General features: G+C 73.9%; 19 protein-coding genes. 5 read left to right on the top strand and 14 right to left on the bottom strand.

Annotation, left to right across the window (positions count from 1 at the left end; genetic code table 11):
- Positions 1 to 94: 94 nt before the first annotated feature.
- Positions 95 to 1,375, top strand: a complete 1,281-nt coding sequence (locus BIV04_RS05915; RefSeq protein ID WP_071255129.1) for an Nramp family divalent metal transporter — start codon at positions 95 to 97, stop codon at positions 1,373 to 1,375.
- 68 nt (positions 1,376 to 1,443) lie between these two features.
- On the opposite strand, the gene BIV04_RS05920 is transcribed toward BIV04_RS05915, so the two are convergent.
- Both BIV04_RS05920 and BIV04_RS05925 read right to left on the bottom strand, forming a co-directional pair.
- Positions 1,444 to 2,553, bottom strand: coding sequence for an alpha/beta fold hydrolase (locus BIV04_RS05920; protein ID WP_071255131.1), 1,110 nt, complete (start codon positions 2,551 to 2,553; stop codon positions 1,444 to 1,446).
- Positions 2,554 to 2,658: 105 nt separating this feature from the next.
- A complete protein-coding gene (locus BIV04_RS05925) occupies positions 2,659 to 3,249 on the bottom strand; it encodes a DUF1990 family protein (protein ID WP_071255132.1) in 591 nt (196 codons plus the stop codon).
- Positions 3,250 to 3,296: 47 nt separating this feature from the next.
- Between BIV04_RS05925 and BIV04_RS05930 the strand changes: the two genes are divergently transcribed.
- Positions 3,297 to 3,926, top strand: a complete 630-nt coding sequence (locus tag BIV04_RS05930; protein ID WP_071255329.1) for an alpha/beta hydrolase — start codon at positions 3,297 to 3,299, stop codon at positions 3,924 to 3,926.
- A 43-nt stretch (positions 3,927 to 3,969) separates the two neighbouring features.
- Here BIV04_RS05930 and BIV04_RS05935 read toward each other — a convergent pair whose 3' ends face one another.
- From BIV04_RS05935 to BIV04_RS17080, 11 genes are all read right to left on the bottom strand, one after another.
- Entirely contained in the window at positions 3,970 to 5,256 is a 1,287-nt protein-coding gene (locus BIV04_RS05935) for a M18 family aminopeptidase (protein WP_071255133.1), read from the bottom strand.
- 105 nt (positions 5,257 to 5,361) lie between these two features.
- Positions 5,362 to 5,736, bottom strand: coding sequence for a hypothetical protein (locus BIV04_RS05940; protein ID WP_071255135.1), 375 nt, complete (start codon positions 5,734 to 5,736; stop codon positions 5,362 to 5,364).
- An 87-nt stretch (positions 5,737 to 5,823) separates the two neighbouring features.
- Positions 5,824 to 6,786: a DNA-3-methyladenine glycosylase gene (locus BIV04_RS05945; RefSeq protein WP_083396221.1), complete on the bottom strand. Its 963-nt coding sequence runs from the start codon at positions 6,784 to 6,786 to the stop codon at positions 5,824 to 5,826.
- Positions 6,783 to 7,442 carry a DNA-3-methyladenine glycosylase I gene (locus BIV04_RS05950; RefSeq protein ID WP_083396222.1) on the bottom strand — a complete coding sequence of 220 codons (660 nt, stop codon included), beginning with the start codon at positions 7,440 to 7,442 and terminating at the stop codon, positions 6,783 to 6,785. Before BIV04_RS05950 ends, BIV04_RS05945 begins: the two co-directional genes overlap by 4 nt.
- 50 nt (positions 7,443 to 7,492) lie before the next feature.
- Positions 7,493 to 8,119: a methylated-DNA--[protein]-cysteine S-methyltransferase gene (locus BIV04_RS05955; RefSeq protein ID WP_071255137.1), complete on the bottom strand. Its 627-nt coding sequence runs from the start codon at positions 8,117 to 8,119 to the stop codon at positions 7,493 to 7,495.
- A complete protein-coding gene (locus tag BIV04_RS05960; protein WP_071255139.1) occupies positions 8,116 to 8,721 on the bottom strand; it encodes an RNA polymerase sigma factor in 606 nt (201 codons plus the stop codon). The genes BIV04_RS05955 and BIV04_RS05960 overlap by 4 nt, the downstream gene beginning before the upstream one ends.
- 1 nt (position 8,722) lies before the next feature.
- Positions 8,723 to 9,241 (bottom strand): methylated-DNA--[protein]-cysteine S-methyltransferase, encoded by a 519-nt coding sequence (locus BIV04_RS05965; protein WP_071255141.1) that lies wholly within the window; start codon positions 9,239 to 9,241, stop codon positions 8,723 to 8,725.
- 346 nt (positions 9,242 to 9,587) lie between these two features.
- Positions 9,588 to 9,866 (bottom strand): acylphosphatase, encoded by a 279-nt coding sequence (locus BIV04_RS05970; RefSeq protein WP_071255142.1) that lies wholly within the window; start codon positions 9,864 to 9,866, stop codon positions 9,588 to 9,590.
- Between the two features lie 235 nt (positions 9,867 to 10,101).
- The gene (locus BIV04_RS05975; protein ID WP_071255144.1) at positions 10,102 to 11,088 is read right to left on the bottom strand and encodes an aldo/keto reductase; all 987 of its coding nucleotides are present in this window, start codon (positions 11,086 to 11,088) and stop codon (positions 10,102 to 10,104) included.
- Positions 11,089 to 11,228: 140 nt separating this feature from the next.
- Positions 11,229 to 13,244, bottom strand: a complete 2,016-nt coding sequence (locus BIV04_RS05980) for a hypothetical protein (RefSeq protein WP_071255146.1) — start codon at positions 13,242 to 13,244, stop codon at positions 11,229 to 11,231.
- 184 nt (positions 13,245 to 13,428) lie between these two features.
- A complete protein-coding gene (locus BIV04_RS17080) occupies positions 13,429 to 13,566 on the bottom strand; it encodes a hypothetical protein (RefSeq protein WP_167599047.1) in 138 nt (45 codons plus the stop codon).
- Between the two features lie 209 nt (positions 13,567 to 13,775).
- Here BIV04_RS17080 and BIV04_RS05985 point away from each other — a divergent pair, with 209 nt between their 5' ends.
- Together BIV04_RS05985 and BIV04_RS05990 are read left to right on the top strand one after the other, a co-directional pair.
- A complete protein-coding gene (locus tag BIV04_RS05985) occupies positions 13,776 to 15,134 on the top strand; it encodes an MFS transporter (protein ID WP_071255333.1) in 1,359 nt (452 codons plus the stop codon).
- Positions 15,131 to 15,727: a thermonuclease family protein gene (locus BIV04_RS05990; protein WP_071255148.1), complete on the top strand. Its 597-nt coding sequence runs from the start codon at positions 15,131 to 15,133 to the stop codon at positions 15,725 to 15,727. Before BIV04_RS05985 ends, BIV04_RS05990 begins: the two co-directional genes overlap by 4 nt.
- Here BIV04_RS05990 and BIV04_RS05995 read toward each other — a convergent pair.
- Entirely contained in the window at positions 15,652 to 17,829 is a 2,178-nt protein-coding gene (locus BIV04_RS05995; protein ID WP_071255149.1) for an MMPL family transporter, read from the bottom strand. The two genes, BIV04_RS05990 and BIV04_RS05995, sit on opposite strands and share 76 nt — an antisense overlap.
- A gap of 88 nt (positions 17,830 to 17,917) precedes the next feature.
- Between BIV04_RS05995 and BIV04_RS06000 the strand changes: the two genes are divergently transcribed.
- A complete protein-coding gene (locus BIV04_RS06000) occupies positions 17,918 to 18,433 on the top strand; it encodes a MarR family winged helix-turn-helix transcriptional regulator (protein WP_071255151.1) in 516 nt (171 codons plus the stop codon).
- Positions 18,434 to 18,487: the final 54 nt, after the last annotated feature.

The following is an 18,487-nucleotide window of genomic DNA, read 5'->3' on the forward strand; positions in this document are numbered from 1 at the left end:
TCATGGTTCGAAACCGGGTTTTTCGGCACCAGCCAGGATTGAGACACCTCGACAACTAAGTTTCGGGCTGCCGAAACCTTGCTAGGGTCGAGGAATGAGTTCGACCGACAGCCGCCGTGCCGACGCCGACCCGCCCCGTGACGGCCGTCCCCCGCAGGTCGTCCACGCGCGGCCGCGCGGCACCCTGCTCGGCCCGGCGTTCGTCGCCGCGATCGCCTACGTCGACCCGGGCAACGTCGCCGCGAACCTCACGGCGGGGGCGTCGTACCAGTACACGTTGCTCTGGGTGCTCGTGCTGGCGAACGCCATCGCCGTGCTCGTCCAGTACCTGTCGGCCAAGCTCGGCATCGTCACGGGGCGCTCGTTGCCCGAGGTGATGGGCACGCGCCTCCGTCCTCGGCCCCTCCGGCTCGCGTACTGGGGGCAGGCCGAGCTGGTGGCGGCCGCGACCGACGTCGCCGAGATCATCGGCGGCGCCCTCGCGCTCCAGCTCTTGTTCGGCGTGCCGCTCGTCGTCGGCGGCCTGATCACCGGTCTCGTCTCGCTCGGCCTGCTGATGCTCACGAGGTACCGCCGCGGCCGGGTCTTCCAGACCGTGGTCATCGCCCTGCTGGCCGTCCTCACGCTCGGCTTCTGCGCCGGACTGCTCTTCGCCCCGCCCTCGGCGGGCGGCATGCTCGCCGGTCTCGTGCCTCGCTTCGAGGACAGCACGGCGGTGCTGCTGGCCGCTTCGATGCTCGGCGCGACGGTCATGCCGCACGCGGTCTACCTGCACTCCGCCCTCACCCGCGACCATCACGGAGTCGTCGCCGAGGGCGCCGACCGGGCCCGCGTCCTGAAGGCCACGCGCTGGGACGTCGTCCTGGCGTTGCTGGTCGCCGGTGGCGTGAACATCGCCATGCTCGTGCTCGCGGCCTCGACGCTCTCGGGTCAGGACGGCACCGACACGATCCCCGGGGCACAGCGGGCGATCGCCGCGGCTCTCGGGCCGGTGATCGGCGTCCTGTTCGCCGTGGGCCTGCTCGCGTCGGGTCTCGCGTCCACCTCGATCGGGGCGATGGCGGGTGCCGAGATCATGAAGGGCCTGCTGCACGTGCAGGTGCCGCTCATGGTCCGACGGGTCGTGACACTGATCCCGGCCCTGGTGCTGCTCGCGACGGGCATCAGCCCGACCTGGTTGCTCGTGCTCAGCCAGGTGGTGCTGAGCTTCGGCATCGCCTTCGCGCTGGTGCCGCTCGTCGTCGCGACGAGCGACCGGTCACTCATGGGCACGGGCGTCAACGCCGTGGGGACGCGGGTCGCCGGATGGGCGGCCGTGGTGGTCGTCGTCGCGCTCAACCTCGTGCTGATCGGGCTGACCGTCTCGGGGGCGTGAGGGCGAGGGCGTGGGGGGCGGGGTCGACGCGACCGGAGCCTCCTGCGTCCTCGACGCGACCGGCGCTCTCAGCGGCGGGCGTCACCGGTGGTGGACTCGATGTGCGGGCCGTCGTCGGGCTCGTCGCCGGCCGCGACCTTCTCGGCCTGACGACGGTCGAAGGCCGCCTGCATCGACTCGGCGTGGTCGGTCTTGGCCTTCGCGAGGGCCTCGTCGTCGCCGCGCATGGTCGCCGCGGTCGAGCGCAGGCGCGCCCCGACGGCCTTGACGAAGTCGGCGGGGCTGGGGCTGAAGTCGTCGCTCTCGTCGCCGTCGCCGGCGTCGACGTAGTGGTGCAGCTCGTCGCCCTCGTCGTGTCGGATCGGCTGCTGGGCGTGCTCGACGCAGAGCTTGGCGACCTCCTCGGCGTGGGCGTGCATGACGGAGTGGGCGGCGCCGGGCATCTCCCACAGGCGGGACGAGGGCAGCAGCTCGCCGACGCGGCGCACCCACTCGCGCGGGGCGACGGCGTCGTGCTCACCACGGATGACCAGGGTGTCGGCGGCGATCTGCGGCAGGTGCTGCTCGATCGGGTACGTCATCATCTTGGGCAGGATGCGCGAGAACCAGCGCACCCCGCAGAGCACGTAGGCGCTCAGGGCCAGGAACTTCACCCGGCCGGGTTCGTGCCACGCGGCGCGGGCGAAGCGCACCGCCTGTTCGAGCACGTGGCGGTGGGCCGGGTCGATCACGGGCCCGATCAGCACGACGGTCGACAGGTCGGGCCGCCGCGCGGCGAGGTCGACGACGATCTGCGTGCCCATCGAGTGCCCGACGACGACCGGGTCGTCGAGCCCGAGCTCGTCGATCGCGGTGCCGACCAGGTCGGCGTACTCGCGGATGGTGAGGGCGTGGCCCGGGTGCGGCACCCCGGCGAAGCCCGGCAGGTCGAGGGCGTGCACCGGGCCGAACTCGTTCAGGTTCGGCGCGAGGCGTTCGAAGTAGTCGGACGAGACGCCGATGCCCGGCACGAGCACGAACGGACGCTCGCCGGTGTCGCCGATCGTGTTGACCCGCACGTAGAGGTCGTCCCGCTCGACGCGCCGGACGGTCACGTTCGTGTCGACGTCGCCCGAGCGCGAGGCGTCGCGGGCGGCCGCGCGGCGGGCCGAACCGGCGTGGCGACGTCGAGGACTCATCGGATCAGTGTGGCACGGCGGGCTCGGAGCCCGACGCGGTGGCGTGGCACCCGCTCCCGTGCCCAGCGGGCGCATGGGGTCGGCACCGCCTGCCCGCGCCTCGCGTCAGACGGAGGCCACGACGCCGTCCAGCGCACGCAGGTTGCGCCGCAGGATCAGCGAGAGGGCGAGCGCCGATGCGGGCCCGGCGGCTCGCATCCACCAGGCGGCGGGGCGCCAGACGACGCGGATGTCGAGCGTGACGCGGTCGTCGTCGTGGCGGCGCACGCGGTAGCTCTCCCAGCCGCGCTGGGGGTGGCCGACCAGGGCGGCGTGGCCGAAGCCGATCTCGGTCTCGGACCGCACCACGGCGAACACCCGGCAGGCGACCGATGGGTGCAGGGGGCCGAAGGTGACGCCCCAGACGCTCGTCGCGCCGACGGTCACCCGGTCGGGCACCTCGAGCGGCACGAAGCCCGAGCCGCGATGCACCTGCCAGTGCAGCACGGCGTCGCCCGCGGCGTCGAAGGCGGCCCGGCCGTGGCCGATCACCCGGCTGCGGGTCGTGACGTGGAACCCGGCGGGCGGCGGGCCGTCGAGGGTCGGCTCGCCGTCGAAGGCGTAGCCGTCGCCGAAGCGGCCCCGGGGTGAGCGGGTCGGGCGCGGCCGGGGTGATCGCGATCGGGACGGTCGCGACCGGGACGGGTGTGACGTCATGGGTCGACCCTGCCACGTCCCGGGCTCTCGCCGGGCATGATCGGACCGTGACCGACGCGACCGCCCCGACGCCGACCCCGCTCTCGACTCCGCCCACGGCCTACCTGATCCTGCACGGCTGGCAGAACCACCGCCCCGAGGGCCACTGGCAGCGGTGGCTCGCGGGCCAGCTCGAGGCCCGCGGGCACGTCGTGCGCTACCCGCAGCTGCCCGACGCCGACGAACCCACGCCCGCCGCCTGGGGCGCTGCGGTGCGACGCGAGCTCGACGGCCTCCCCGAGGACGTGCCGCTGACGGTGCTGTGCCACAGCCTCTCGTGCCTGCTCTGGCTGAGGCTGCAGGCCGGCGACGCGCCTCCGCGGGCCGACCGGGTCGCGCTCGTCGCGCCTCCTTCGCCCGAGCTGATCGCCGGGCAGCCGATCCACGCGTTCGTGGCCGGCGACCTGTTCGACGGACGTCGGCTCTCGCCCGGCGGGTCCGCCGAGGCGGTCGTCGTCGCCGGGGACGACGACGAGTGGCTGCCGCTCGGCCCGGTCGACACCTGGGAGGCGCGGGTCGACGCCCCGATCGTCGTCGTGCCCCGAGGCGGTCACCTCACCCCCGACTCGGGCTACGGCGAGTGGCCGGTCGTGCTGGCCTGGGCGCTCGGCGTGCCCGCGGCGGAGGCGTTCGGCTGATCCGCCGTGCGGTCACGACCGGCGGCCGACGGAGCTGCCGGGCCTACGCGTCCGGCGCGAGGAAGGCGGCAGCGGCGCGTGACAGGTAGGCCGGGTCGTCGGCGCCGCAGAGCTCGCGGGCCGAGTGCATGCCGAGCAGCGGGATGCCGACGTCGATCGTGCGGATGCCGAGCCGCGTCGCCGTGATCGGCCCGATGGTCGAGCCGCACGGCACCGAGTTGTTCGAGACGAACTCCTGGAACGGCACACCGGCCTGCTCGCACGCCCGCGACCACTCGGCCGCCCCGAGCCCGTCGGTGGCGTAGCGCTGATTGGCGTTGATCTTGAGCAGCGGCCCGCGGTTGACGACCGGCTGGTTGACCGGGTCGTGACGCTCGGGGTAGTTCGGGTGCACGGCGTGCCCGGCGTCCGCGCTCAGGCACCACGACCCGGCGAGGGCCCGGCGGTGGTCGGTCGTCGTCGCCCCGAGACCGGCCGAGACCCGGGCGAGCACGTCCTCGAGCAGCGGCCCGGCGGCACCCGAGGGCGTGGCCGACCCGACTTCTTCGTGGTCGAACGCCGCGAACACGGCGACGTGGTCGAGTTCGACGCCCGCCGTCGCGGTCTCGATCAACGCGACGAGACCGGCGTGGGTCGACGACAGGTTGTCCATGCGGCCGGCGGCGAACAGCTCGCCGGAGAGCCCCAGGACCGCAGGAGGCGCGGTGTCGGCCACGACCACGTCGTACCCGGTCACGTCGGCTCCGGTCAGCCCGGCCAACCCGGCGAGGTGGCCGAGGACGTCGGCCTCGTCGAGCGGCCCCGCCCCGACCACGGGGTTCAGGTGGCGCTGGGGGTCGAGCTTGAGGCCGTCGGCGTTGACGCCACGGTCGAGGTGGACGGCGAGCTGCGGGAAACGCAGCAGCGGCCCGGTGCGCACGAGGTGCGTCTCGCCACCTCGGGTGACCAGTCGACCGGCGAACTCGAGGTCGCGGTCGAGCCACGAGTTGAACAACGGGCCGCCGTAGACCTCGACACCGGCCTGCAACCAGCCACGGGTGCCGGTGGTGGGCTTGGGCTTCAGCTTGAAGCCGGGGGAGTCGGTGTGCGCCCCGACGACGCGGAACGGCGTCGTGGCCGTCGCCGTGGCGGGCTCGATCCAGGCGATGACCGCGCCGTCACGCACGACGTAGCGACGCCCCGGGCCGGTGGGCCACTCGGCGGTCTCGTCGAGGGCGGTGAACCCGGCGTCGTCGAGCCGACGGGCGGCCTCGGCCGCGGCGTGGAAGGACGAGGGTGAGGCCTGGATGAAGCGGGCGAAGTCGTCGAGGTGGGGGCGCGTGTCAGTCATCCCCACCAGCATGCACCACCCCGTCGCCGCTGAGACCCCAGGAAGTCGCCGAGACCCCGGCGCGCGTACGGGGGTCTCGGTGACTTCCTGGGGTCTCGCCGAAGGTCAGCGGCCGCCGCTGCCGCCGCGGTTCGCGCCGATGTCGCCGCGGTGGGCGTTCGCCTCGGGATCGGCCGAGTGCGGGTCCTCGTCGTCGACGGTCAGGGCGGCGTCCTGCGCGCCCGAGACGCCCCCGGGACTCACGGCGACGTACCCGTCCTCGCCCGAGTGGCTGCCGCCGAGCGGTTGCGTGACGTCGCCGTCGGGTGTCGCGTCGCCCGACCCGGCGGGCTCGCCCTGCGTGTCGGTCGGGCCCGACCCGTGGGTCGCCCGGTGCGTCTCGATCGCGGCGGCCTCCACGGCCGCCTGGTCGAGCGCGTCGCCGTGGCCGAGCTCGTCGTCCGGTCCGTGCGGGTCGGGGTTCGTGCGGGCGTCGCTCATCGGGGAGTCCTCTCGTGGTGGGCCTCCGAGGCTAGGCGCACCGCGCCTCCTCGTCCGGACGGCGTCGGCAGGTGGCGGCCGGACGCGTCACGGCGCGGTCGGCAGCACCGCGGCCCAGAGGTGGAACAGGGCGTAGGCGCGCCAGGGCGACCACGCCGCCCCGGCGACCTCGGCCTGCTTCGTCGTCAGGCCGCCCATCACGCGCCGCAGCACGAGGTCGCCCGCGGGCCAGGCGTCGCGGTCGCCGAGGGCACGCACCGCGAGGTACTCGACCGTCCACGGGCCGATGCCGGGCACGGCGAGCAGGCGTCGACGGGCGTCGGCGTGGTCGACGTCGGGCGCGATCACGAGCCCGTCGGCGACGACCTCGGCCAGGGCGTGGATCGTCCGGGCCCGACCGTTCGTCACCCCGACCGCGGCCCGCAGCTCGTCGACGTCGGCTGCCGCGAGGCGCTCGGCTCGGGGGAACCGCGTGAGGCCCGTCCCCGCGATCGGATCGCCGTAGGCCGCCACGAGCCGACCGGTGAAGGTGCGCGCCGCGGCGAGCGAGACCTGCTGCCCGAGCACGGTCATCGCAGCCGTCTCGAACCCGTCGGGGTTGCCCGTCACGCGGATGCCCGGACGCGCCGCGACGAGTGGCCCGAGCACCGGGTCGTCGGCGAAGCCCCGCTCGACGTCGTCGAGGTCGGTGTCGAGGTCGAGCCACGTCCGCACGACGCGTCGGGCCTCGTCGACCGTCGCCTGCGTCGGCAGCACGCCGTCGGGCCCGGTCACCGTCACGTCGACCCCGGTCGACGCGAACGACAGGTCGAGACGGTAGGAGGCGCGCGCGGCCCCCGAGCCCAGCTCGACCAGTCGCGCGTGCGACGCCGCGGCGACGTCGGTGGCTTCGGCCCCCGGCACGCTGTGCGCGGCCAGCAACCCCACGGCGTGGGCGTGGTCCCAGGCGCCGACGGGCTCGACGTCGAAGCGCGCGACCGCCCCGTCGGATGCTGCCCCGGTGGGTGCCGCCCCGTGGGCTGCCGCCGCGTCGGGCGGGGCCTCCGTCACGACCCGGCCGCCCGGCCGCCGCCGTCCGACACGGGCCGACCGTCCTCGCCCCACACCCCCGACGACCCGCGTCGGTGACTGTCGACGAGGTGCGTGTCGACGATGCCCGCGGCCTCCATCAGGGCGTGCATCGTGGTCGGCCCCACGAAGGTGAACCCCTTCGCCTTGAGCGCCTTCGAGAGGGCGAGCGACTCGGGCGACGTCGTCGGCACGTCGGCCATCGTGCGGGGCCGGGGCGTCTCGGCGGGCCGGAACGACCAGACGAAGTCCACGAGCCCGCCGTCGGCGCGCAGGTCGAGCGTCGCTCGCGCGTTGCGGATCGTCGCGTCGACCTTCAGCCGGTTGCGGACGATGCCCGCGTCGGCCATGAGGCGCTCTCGGTCGTCGTCGTCGAAGCGGGCGACCACCTCGGGGTCGAAGTCGGCGAACGCGGAGCGGAACGCCGGCCGCTTGCGCAGGATCGTCGCCCACGACAGCCCCGACTGGAACGCCTCGAGGCTCAGCCGCTCGAACAGGCCGCGCTCGTCGCGGACCGGCAGGCCCCACTCGGTGTCGTAGTAGTCGCGCAGCAGCGGATCGGTCGACGCCCAGACCGGCCGGGCCAGCCCGTCGTCACCGACCACGACGCCCGTGCCGGCCGGGCCCGACGGCGCCACGCCTGACGGCACCCCGCCCGACGGCACCACGCCGGGGCGCACCGCGTCGCTCACGCGCCCGCCTCGAGGTCGATCAGGATCTGCTTGGCCGCCATGCCCCCACGGTAGTTGCCGGCGGTCCCGTCGCTCCGCACCACCCGGTGGCAGGGTACGACGACCGGCAGCGGGTTGGTCGCGCAGGCCGTGCCGACGGCCCGGACCGCCCGGGGGCTGCCCGAGGCGAGGGCGACCGCCGCGTAGCTCGCCGTCGCGCCGTAGCCGATGTCGGGCAGGTGCTCGAGCACCGTTCGCTGGAACCCCCTCGACAGACGCCGGTCGAGCGGCAGGTCGAACGCGCGGCGCTCGCCGCGGAAATACTCGTCGAGCTCGCGTGCCACGGCGTCCAGCCGCGACGGAGCCTCGACGATGCGGGGGCTGACGGTCGAGGCTAGGCGGTCGAGCACCGTGTCGTGCCCCTCGATCTCGAAGGCCACCCGCAGCACGCCCACGTCGGTCGCGCAGACGAGCAGCCGCCCGACGGGGGAGTCGAGGGTGCGGTAGGCCACGTCGACCGCCCCGGCGTCGAGGGCGGCCTCGGCGAAGCGGGCGTGCAGGGCGGCGAGACGGTCGTCGGCCGGGTCGAGACCGGTCAACAGGGCGCGCGGGTCTGTCGACGCGTCGGCGGGGGAGGCGGTCATCGGGTGCCCTTCGGCTCGGGAGAGGCGGACGGGACGGGTGTGGGCGGGACGGAGGCGGACGGGACGGAGGCGGACGGGACGGAGGCGCGGCGGGCGACCCGCCCCGAGGTGCCGGTCGGTCCGGGCGTCGCCGGTTCGGCCAGCAGCCGGCGCAACGTCGCGATCCCGTCGGCGGAGGCGCGCCGGGCCGCGTCCGCGCTGATGCCGGTGACCTCGGCGACCTCGCGGTGCGAGAGCCCGACGAGGTGGTGGTAGACCACGGCACGGCGTTGGCCCGGCGGCAGGGTCCGCAACGCCCCGTCCAGTTCGTCCGTGCGAGCCACGGCTTCGTCGAGAGGAGGCGCGGGTGGCGGTTCGGGCACCGTCTCGACCGGTCGGGGGCGACGGTCCCGCGCCCGCAGCACGTCGATCGCCTTGCGGTGCGCGATGGTCACCAGCCACGCCTCGAGGTTCGTCGACGCGGGCAGCGACGGATAGGCGACGAGGGCGGCCACGAACGTCTCGCTCCACGCGTCGTCGGTGTCGTGCTCGTCGAGCACGGCCCGGCACACGCGCCACACCGTGCGACCGTGCCGGGCGACCACGCGCTCGAAGGGCTCCACGTCAGAAGAGCCGACCGGACTCGGGGCCCGACGGCTGGTCGGCCTCGAGCCCGAGCAGGAACCGCTTGCGGTCGAGCCCGCCGGCGTAGCCGACGAGGGCTCCGCCCGAGCCGACCACGCGGTGGCAGGGCACGACGATGCTCAGCGGGTTGAGCCCGTTGGCGGCGCCGACCGCCCGGGCCAGGCCGACGCCGCCGAGCGCGGTCGCGAGTTGCCCGTAGCTGCGCGTCTCGCCGAAGGGGATGTCGCGCAGCAGGTCCCACACCCGCACCTGGAAGTCGTTGCCGCGCGGTGCCAGCGGCAGGTCGAAGGAGCGGCGCTCGCCGGCGAAGTACCCACCGAGCTGGCGCTCGACCTCGGCGAAGTCGCTCAGCCCGACACCGTCCCGCGAGATCGGGCCGAAGCCGGTCGGATCGGGCAGGTGGCGGTGCTCGTCGAAGTAGAGGCCGACGAGGCCCGTCTCGACCCCGACGACGGTCAGCGTGCCGACGGGGGTGTCGACGGTGGTGTGGACGCTCACGGTGCCTCCTGGCTCTCGGCGATGGTACTCACCCCGTAGACGCGGCAGCGTCACCGGATGTGAGGTCACCGGTCGAACTGACCGGAGTCGCGGGGCCGACCGGGCTGACCGGGCCGACCGGGCCAACCGGGCCGACGGGCCACCGGGCCGCGCGGACCGACCGAACCGGTCCGGGTGATCGGGACGGGTCGACGAGCAGGTACCCTTGAACGCCCGGTCCGGGCACTCCACACTGTCGGGTGTGTGTGAGCGTCCGGGCCGGGTTCCTCGTCTCCCACCGCCCGGGCGGCTCGTGACCGACGTTCGAGCTGGTGACGGGTGCTCGAGCTCGTGACCGCCCCTCGAGCTAGTGGCGCGTGCTGAACTCGCTCTCGCCCACGGGGGCGATCTCGCTCACGTCGACCCGGTCGACCCTGGCTCCACGGGGCCCCTCGTCGAGCCACTCGAGCAGCAGCGCCACCCGGTCGGGCCGTCCCTCGACCTCGACCTCGACCGTCCCGTCGGGCAGGTTGCGGACGAAGCCGCCGACGTCCAGTCGGTCCGCCTCGCCCTCGGTCGAGAAACGGAAACCCACGCCCTGCACCGAGCCGTGCACGAGGGCCCGGCGTCTGATCACGTCGTCCATCGCTCGACCGTACCCGCGCCTCCTCGGCCTGGCCCTCGTCACTCGCCCTTACGTCTCACCCCGCCACGAGATGAACATCCCGCCAGGAGAAGACATGGCGGGATGTTCATTTCGTGGCGGCGTGGCGGCGTGGCGGCGTGGCGGCGTGGCGGCGTGGCGGCGTGGCGGGTGGCGGAGCGACGGCTCACGCAGGGCGACGGACAGGACGACCGCCGAGCCGACGTCGGTCGCCTCGCTACTTGTCGACCGTCGACATGTCGGCGTAGCGGTCGCCCTTCGGCGCGGCCACGTCGTCGAGCTGGTACATCTGCTCGGCGTCGAGCACGACGTCGTCGGCCGCGACGTTCTCGTCGAGGTAGGCGCGGCGCTTCGTGCCCGGGATCGGCACGATGCCCTCGCCCTTGGCGAGCAGCCAGGCGAGCGCGACCTGACCGGGCGTGGCTCCGACGGCCCGGGCGACTTCGTCGACCTGCTGCACGATGCGGATGTTGGCCTGCAGGTTGTCGCCCGAGAAGCGGGGCGCGAACCGGCGGAAGTCGTCCTCGGCGAGCTCGTCGACCGAGCGGATGGTGCCGGTGAGGAACCCGCGACCGAGCGGCGAGTACGGCACGAAGCCGATGCCGAGCTCGCGGACGGTCGGCAGGATCTCGGCCTCGGGCTCGCGGCTCCACAGCGACCACTCGGTCTGCAGGGCCGTGATCGGGTGCGTGGCGTGCGCGCGGCGGATCGTCTCGGGTGCGGCCTCGGACAGCCCGAGGAACCGCACCTTGCCGGCCGTGACGAGCTCGCCCATCGCGCCGACGGTGTCCTCGATCGGCACCAGCGGGTCGACCCGGTGCTGGTAGTAGAGGTCGATGTGGTCGATGCCGAGGCGCTGCAGCGAGCCGTCGACCGAGCGGCGCACGTACTCGGGGCGACCGTCGACCGTGCGTTCGGCGCGGGCCTCGGGGTCGGTGACGTTGCCGAACTTCGTCGCGACCACGGCCTGGTCGCGGCGGCCCTTGAGGGCACGGCCGAGCAGCTGCTCGTTCGTGTGCGGGCCGTACATGTCGGCGGTGTCGAGCAGGGTGACGCCGACGTCGAGCGCCCGGTGGATCACGCGCACCGACTCGTCGTCGTCGGTGCTGTTGCCGGTGTAGAAGGCGGACATGCCCATCAGGCCGAGGCCGAGGCGGCCGACGTCGAGACCGCCGTCGACCTGGCCGAGTGTGGTGTTCTTCATGGCTCCGAGCCAACTCCCTCGCACCCGGCGACGGCACAGGCCCGGTGCGCGGCCGGGCGGACGGCAGGAGGCGCGGTGCCCGTCGGACGGACACCGCGCCTCCTCGGCCGGCAGGGTTCGAGACCCGGCGGTCACCGCCGTCAGCGGCGCTCCGCCCGGCGCCGGACGACGGCCGAGCCGGTGACGAGCGCGAGGCCCAGGGCCAGCGCAGCGGCGCCGATCCCGAGCGGCAGACCGGGCTCGCTACCCGTGTAGGCGAGCGGTCGGCCGGAGCCGCCGCTGCCCGAGCCACCGGTGCCGGACCCGTCGGCCGCGGGCACGACCGGCGCCGGCGACACGGCGGGGTCGGGGCTGGGCACGGGGTCGGGCACGGGCGTCACGACGGGAGGCGCGGCGAGGGTGATCGTCGGGACGGTGCCGTCGGCGAACGGTGCGGCGAAGGTGCCGACGACCTCGCCGTCCAGGACGACCGCGTAGTCCGTCCCGGGGACGAGCCCCTCGGCGCGGTAGACGCCGCCCGCGTCGGTGGTCGGGGTCGCGACGGGCTCCGGCTCGGCGGAGTCGGCGTCGATCACCTGCAGCTGAAGGCCCGCGGCGGGGGTGCCGTCGGCGTTCACGACCGTGCCCTCGACGTCGACCGTGTCGGGAGCGGCGATCTGCACGGGCGGGATGGTCCCGCTCGTCGCGGGTGCGGTGATCGTGACGGCCGAGTCGACGTCCTCGTTCAGGATCACCTCGTACTGCTCACCCGGGGTCAGGCCGTCGGCCGTGAACGAGCCTCCTGCGCCGGTCTCGACGCTGACGACGGGCGTGGTCTCGCCGACCGGCACGATGTCGACCGTCGACCCGGTCGCGGGTGCCGATCCGTCGGGGTTCACGATGCTGGTGGTGATCTCGACGGTCGGGTCGAGCGTGATCGAGGCGCCCGAGGCCGTGGTGACCGGCCCCCGGGCTGTTCCCGTGACCTCGTCGACCACGTTGTACTCCGCGGCGGGATCGAGCCCCTCGAAGGTGATCGAGCCGTCGGTGCCGGTCGTCCCGGATGCGACCGGGTCGATCTGGCCGGGCACGACGATGCTCACCGGACGGTCGGCGACGGGCGTGCCGTCGGCCTGCGCGACCGTCACCGTGAGGGGCGCGGTGTCGGCCGGGGCCACGGCGCCCGTGAAGGCGAAGTCGAGGCCGGGGGAGTCGTCGCCGGTCACGGTGAAGGATCGGGCGGGCAGGTCGGTGGCACCGTCGGGCGTCGTGACGTCGACCTCGTAGGGCGTGCCCGAGACGAGACCGGGCACCGACCAGGTGCCGTCGGGGCCGACCGTCGTGGTGGTCCCGACGACCTCACCGGTCGCCGGGTCGACCACCGTCACGACCGCTCCGGGGTAGGCCGTTCCGTCGCTCGTCACCGTGCCGCTCGCCGTGAACGTCTTGGTCACGAACCAGGTCTGGTAGACGGGGAATCCGGAACGCTGTTGGTACGTGAAGGTCAGCGTCGAGAGCGGCACGGTCGGGCTGAACCAGGCGGAAGCACCCTCGGTGTCGGCCGCCGTTGCGTTGCCGGTCAGCACGCCCGTGGTGGCGTTCCACGAGGGCACGTCGCGCAGCCCCGCGGCGTCGCACGACGGCGACGGTCCACCGGCGGTGCGGCAGTAGTTGTAGGTGCTCTGGAAGCCGAGGGCGCTCGCGGGCACGGCTGCACCGGCGGCGTCGGTGGCCGACACGGTCACCTGGTCGGCGTCGACGTCGCCCAGCACGAACGACCAGTCGCTCGCGGGGGTGGCCCGGTCGAAGGTGTAGGTCGTGACCGACGCGGCGGCAGCCGTCGGTGAGTCCTGGGCGGGACGGAGGTTGAGGTACGGGCGTCCCCGGCTCGAGTCGTACTCGGCGCCGACCGGCGTGCCCGTGCCCTGCCAGGTGCTCGACCCGCTGGGGATCGTCGCCTGGCGCGAGGTCGACGTGAACGTCGCCTGCGGGAAGTCGCCGGGGAGCGTCATCGTGCCCGCGTAGGCACGAGCCGTCCCGTCCACGGTGAAGTCGGCCCAGCCGACCGTTCCCGGCCCGGCCGCGGAGGCGCTCGTCGCGCCTCCGAATGCCAGCGCGCCGGTCATGACGACCGTCACCCCCGTCGCCGCCCACGCCCTGACGTGCCTGTTGACCATGTCGTCGTCCCTCCGTGCCTGTCCCTGATCGCGGGCCTGAGATCGAGGTTATGTCAGATCTGGGTCTCCTGTCGCACGGTCGACCGTCACGGACGACGCCACCGCACCGGAACGACGGAGGGGCGCCGCCTCGCGACCGGGATGCCCGGTGCGGAGGTCGGCGCCCCTTCGGGGACGTCGCGCGTCAGCGCTTCTTGACGTTCGAGACGATGTCCTCCGAGTGGCTGCCCGTCGCACCCTTGGCCTTCTTGTCGGCGCGCTTCTCCTTCAAGGAGCGCACGGCGACCTTCGCGGTGGTCTTCTTCGCTGATTTCTCTGCCATGGTGGTGCCTCCGTCGCGGACCGAGATGATCCGGTCCGCCCGAGGCTACGGTGCCGCGGCCCCGGTGTCTGTAGTGGCGACCATCTTCACGGCTCCTACACTGCCCAATGGCCCGATCCGCCTCGTCCGAGGTGCCCGTGCCCGCCGCACACCCGCCCGACCCCGACGACCCGCCCGATCCCGACGACACGCAGAGACGACAGGCCCCGATGACCCCCGTCCCCACCTCGACCCCGGTCGCCCCGACGCGCAGCGAGCGTCTCGACGACCTGCCGTTCACCTCGAAGCACCGCCGCCTGTTGGCCGGCTCGGGCATCGGCTGGGCCCTGGACGCGCTCGACGTCGGTCTGCTCTCGTTCGTCATCGCCCAGCTGATGACCGTGTGGAGCGACCAGGCCGGTCAACTGGCCTGGGTCGCCTCGGCCGGGTTCGCGGGCATGGCGATCGGCGCGGCCGTCGGCGGCTCGCTGGCCGATCGCCTCGGCCGCAAGACCGTCTTCGCCCTGACCCTGCTGCTCTACGGGCTCGCCACCGGCCTCTCGGCCCTGTCGTGGTCGGTCGGCGTGCTGCTCGTCCTGCGCTTCGTCGTGGGCCTCGGCCTGGGGTCCGAGCTGCCGGTCGCGTCGACCCTCGTCAGCGAGTTCTCGCCCCGGCGCATCCGCGGTCGCGTCGTCGTGTTGCTCGAGGCGTTCTGGGCCGTGGGCTCGATCGGGGCCGCCCTCGTGGGCTATCTCGTCATCCCGACGAGCGACGACGGCTGGCGCTGGGCCCTGCTGATCGGCGCGGCCCCCGCGCTCTACGCCGTCTTCGTGCGCCTGAAGATGCCCGAGTCGGTGCGCTTCCTCGAGTCGAGGGGCCGCCACGACGAGGCCGAGCGCACCGTCCGCGGCTTCGAGCAGGCCGCCGGCGTCGCCGCCCCGACCGGCGTCGCCGAGGAGGCGCGGGTCGTCGAGAAGTCGGCCCGCGCTTCCGTCGGTCGGTTGTTCGGTGCCGGCATGGCGCGCCGCACGGTCGCGATCTGGGTGGTCTGGTTCATGACCAACTTCTCGTACTACGGCGCCTTCGTCTGGCTGCCGTCGCTGCTCGTCGCGGCCGGGTTCCCGCTGGTGCGCTCGTTCGAGTACGTGCTGATCATCACGCTGGCCCAGCTGCCGGGCTACGCGGCCTCGGCCTGGCTGATCGAGAAGTGGGGGCGCCGGGGCACGCTCGCGACCTTCCTGCTCGGGTCGGCCGTCGCCGCCGTGTTCTTCGGCTTCGGCGCCGTCAGCGGCAGCGTCGCGCAGATCCTCGTCGCGGGCATGGCGCTGTCGTTCTTCAACCTCGGTGCGTGGGGGGCGCTCTACGCCGTGACGCCCGAGCTCTACCCGACGCCGCTGCGGGGGACGGGCGCGGGGTGGGCCGCCGGCGTCGGACGCATCGCCTCGATCGCCGCCCCGCTGTCGGTGCCGCCGCTGATCGCCCTCGGCGGCCCGCCCACCCTCTTCGTCGTCTTCGGCGCGGTCTTCGTCGTGGGGGCCGTCGCCGCCACGATGCTGCCCGAGCTCCGCGGCACCCGGCTCGCCGAGTGAGCGCGCGCCGTCGCCCGTCGCGTCGCCGCCTCACGCCGCGTCGCCTGCTCGGCCTCGTCGTGGTGCTGGTGGCGGGGGCCGTCCTCGTGGCGTTCCCGCGCCTCCTCGGCGACGGGTCGGCGGGCGGCGACCCGGGAGGCGCGGGTGCGGTTCCCGTGCCCACGAGCGTCCCGGCCGCGGCGGCCGAGGCCGTCGTCGAGCGCGTGGTCGACGGCGACACCGTGATCGTCACCGTCGCGGGGGAGCGCGAGCGCATCCGCCTGATCGGCGTCGACACCCCTGAGACCGTGAAGCCCGACGCTCCGGTCGACTGCTTCGGCCCGGAGGCCAGCGCCTTCACGACGGCCACCCTGCCCGAGGGGGCGACGGTCTGGCTCGAGGACGACGCCTCGCAGGGCGACGCCGACCGCTACGACCGGTTGCTGCGCTACGTCTGGTCGCCGGACGGCACGATGCTCAACGAGCGACTGGTCGCCGAGGGCTACGGGCGCGAGGACACCTACGACGACGCGTACCGCTACCGCGACCGGTTCGTCGCCGCCGAGGCGTCGGCCGAGGCCTCGCGGGCCGGGCTCTGGGCGGCCTGCGGCTGACGCGACGGACGACGGCTCGGCCACCAGAAGGCGTCACCGGTGAGGAAGACGAGAGCGGGCACGAGCACGGTGCGCACCACCAGGGTATCGAGCAGCACGCCGAGGCACACGATCACGCCGACCTGGGTCAGGGCCACGACCGGCAGCACGCCGAGGACGGCGAACACGGCGGCCAGCAGGATGCCCGCACTTGTGATGACGGCACCGGTCGAGGCCAGGGCCCGCACCATGCCCTCGCGGGTGCCGTGCACGAGGCCCTCCTCGCGGGCCCGGGTGGTGAGGAAGATGTTGTAGTCCACCCCGAGTGCGACGAGGAACAGGAACGCGTAGAGCGTCACCGCCGTGTCGAGTGCGGGGAACCCCAGCACGTTCTGGAACAGCCAGGTCGAGGCCCCGAGGCTCGCGAAGAACGTGGCCAGCACCGAGGCGATCAGCAGCACGGGGGCCACGAGCGAGCGCAGCAGCAGGGCCAGGACGGCGAACACGATCGCCAGGATGATCGGTGCGATCAGGTCGATGTCGGCCTGCGCGGCCACCTTCGTGTCGTAGGCGGTGGCGTCGCTGCCGCCGACGAGCGCGTCGGCGAGCCGGCCGCCAGCGTCGGCGTACCCGGACCGCAGGCGCTCGACGGTGGTGAACGCGGCGTCGCTCTCGGGCTCGGCGGCGAGTTGCAGGTCGACGCGGGTCAGTCCGCCCCCGGTCTCGCCGGTCGTCGCCGAGTCGACGCCGTCCGTGTCGGACGCGAGCGCGGTGGCCTCGTCGGCGACCGGGGACGGGACGATCACGGTGGTGCGGCTGGTCAGCCCGGCCGAGAACGAGTCGTCGATCACCTTCTGTGCGGTGACGGAGTCGGGGTCGCCGAGCAGCTGGTCGGTCTGCGAGAGGCCGACGGCGTAGCCGCTCAGGCCGAGGCAGAGCACGCCGATGCCCGCGACGGACGACACGGCCACGACGGCCGGACGGCGTCGGACGCCACGCCCGAGACGGTCCCAGAAGCCGCGTCGCGGTGCCGCGTGGTGCGCCGCGCCTCCTGCGGTCCGGTCGTCCGTGCGGGTCGCGTCGGTCCCCTCGGACGAGGAGGCGCGGGGCACGAAGGGCCAGAACAGCCCGCGACCGCAGACCACCAGGGCCGCGGGCAGGGCCACGAGGGCGAACACGATGGCCACGACGACGCCGACCGCACAGGCGAGGCCGAGGGCCCGGTTGCCGGTGAGCGACGCGAGCAGCAGGGTCAGGAGGCTCAGGGCGACGGTGCCGCCGCTGGCCGCGATGGCGGGGCCGGCGCTCGTCACGGCCGTGCGCATGGCGCGGTGACGGTCGGGCTGACGGAGGAGTTCTTCGCGGTAGCGCGCGACGAGCAGCAGGGCGTAGTTGGTGCCCGCACCGAAGACGAGCACCGAGAGGATGCCCGAGATCGAGGCGTCGAGCGGGATGCCCAGCGGTTCGGCGACGGCGGCCGCGACCCGGCCGGCCAGGGCGTCGGCGGCACCGACGACGGCCAGGGGCACGATCCACAGCACCGGGCTGCGGTAGGTGACGATCAGCAACACGGCGACGACGATCACCGTGACCAGCAGGAGTCGGAAGTCCGCTCCGGCGAAGGCGTTCGCGATGTCGTCCTGGAACCCGAGGGGCCCGGTGAGCAGGGCGTCCAGCCCGGCGGGCAGGTCGGCCGAGGCCGCGTCACGCAGGCTCGTGGCCGTGCCTGCGACGTCGGCGTCCGCCGTCGCGGCGTCGAGCGGGACGGCGACGATCGCCGCGGTGCCGTCGTCGCTGATCTGCGGCCTGACGGCCTGCGGGGTCGTCGAGAGCTCGGCGAGGGAGGCGGCCCGGGCGTCGACCGCGGCGAGGTCGGCGGCGTCGAGTCGGTCGCCCCCGTGGCTGAAGACCAGGATGCCCACCGTCGTCTCGGCGCTCGGGAACGTCGTGAGGATCTCGGTCACCTCGGCCGACTGGCTCGTGTCGGGCACGCCCGACGGTGGAGCGGCGTCGCCCTCGCTGACCGGCAGGACGGCGAAGAGCAGGGCGACGGCGACGGCCGTCGCGGCGAGCACGACCCAGGCGGTGCGGTGGCCGCTGACGATGCGGGCGAGGGTGCGCATGATGATCCTTCAGTCGCTGAATGTCTTAGTTGCTAAGAGTATTGCAGATCACAGGAGCATCGACCAGACTCGTCACGCAGGAGGTTCCATGCCCACCCCGAGAGACCCGGCCCCCACGGCCCCGTCGACCCGTCCGTCGCGCTCGCCGCAGGCCGACGAGATCGTCACCCACATGCAACGGCTGACCACCGAGTCGCAGAAGGTCGCCCAGGCCTTCGCCTCGCGGCACGGTCTCGGCCACATCGACCTCGAGGCGCTGCTGCACGTCATGCAGGCCGAGCGCGACGGCGACCCCGTGACCGCCGGTGGGCTCGGCGAGCTGCTGGGCGTCACCTCGGGGGCGGCCACGGGCGTCATCGACCGCCTCGAGAAGGTCGGGCACGTGCAGCGCAGCCGTGACGAGGCCGACCGACGCCGGGTGCTCGTCCGCTACTCCGACCGCGCCCGTGAGGTCGCGGGGGCGTTCTTCGGGCCGCTCGGCGTGATGAGCGACCGGGTCATGGCCGACTTCGACGAGGCCGAGCTCGAGACCGTCCGACGGTTCCTCGAGGGCATGTCGGGCGCGATGGCCGAGCGGGCCCGCGAGGTGGGGCGTCCCGCCTGAGGCGACCCGCGCCTCCTCGGTGCCCCGCCCCCTGACCGTCGGCGGCAGCGGGTA

The organism is Frigoribacterium sp. MCBA15_019, assembly GCF_001864945.1.
In the GTDB taxonomy this organism is placed as follows: domain Bacteria; phylum Actinomycetota; class Actinomycetes; order Actinomycetales; family Microbacteriaceae; genus Frigoribacterium.

What these genes read in the sequence shown, in the direction of transcription:
- BIV04_RS05935 (WP_071255133.1), bottom strand. Translation starts at nt 5,256, where the DNA reads ATGACTGACACGCGCCCCCACCTCGACGACTTCGCCCGCTTCATCCAG.
- BIV04_RS05920 (WP_071255131.1), bottom strand. Translation starts at nt 2,553, where the DNA reads ATGAGTCCTCGACGTCGCCACGCCGGTTCGGCCCGCCGCGCGGCCGCC.
- BIV04_RS05980 (WP_071255146.1), bottom strand. Translation starts at nt 13,244, where the DNA reads ATGGTCAACAGGCACGTCAGGGCGTGGGCGGCGACGGGGGTGACGGTC.
- BIV04_RS06000 (WP_071255151.1), top strand. Translation starts at nt 17,918, where the DNA reads ATGCCCACCCCGAGAGACCCGGCCCCCACGGCCCCGTCGACCCGTCCG.
- BIV04_RS05970 (WP_071255142.1), bottom strand. Translation starts at nt 9,866, where the DNA reads ATGGACGACGTGATCAGACGCCGGGCCCTCGTGCACGGCTCGGTGCAG.
- BIV04_RS05985 (WP_071255333.1), top strand. Translation starts at nt 13,776, where the DNA reads ATGACCCCCGTCCCCACCTCGACCCCGGTCGCCCCGACGCGCAGCGAG.
- BIV04_RS05925 (WP_071255132.1), bottom strand. Translation starts at nt 3,249, where the DNA reads ATGACGTCACACCCGTCCCGGTCGCGACCGTCCCGATCGCGATCACCC.
- BIV04_RS05915 (WP_071255129.1), top strand. Translation starts at nt 95, where the DNA reads ATGAGTTCGACCGACAGCCGCCGTGCCGACGCCGACCCGCCCCGTGAC.
- BIV04_RS17080 (WP_167599047.1), bottom strand. Translation starts at nt 13,566, where the DNA reads ATGGCAGAGAAATCAGCGAAGAAGACCACCGCGAAGGTCGCCGTGCGC.
- BIV04_RS05995 (WP_071255149.1), bottom strand. Translation starts at nt 17,829, where the DNA reads ATGCGCACCCTCGCCCGCATCGTCAGCGGCCACCGCACCGCCTGGGTC.
- BIV04_RS05940 (WP_071255135.1), bottom strand. Translation starts at nt 5,736, where the DNA reads ATGAGCGACGCCCGCACGAACCCCGACCCGCACGGACCGGACGACGAG.
- BIV04_RS05955 (WP_071255137.1), bottom strand. Translation starts at nt 8,119, where the DNA reads ATGACCGCCTCCCCCGCCGACGCGTCGACAGACCCGCGCGCCCTGTTG.
- BIV04_RS05975 (WP_071255144.1), bottom strand. Translation starts at nt 11,088, where the DNA reads ATGAAGAACACCACACTCGGCCAGGTCGACGGCGGTCTCGACGTCGGC.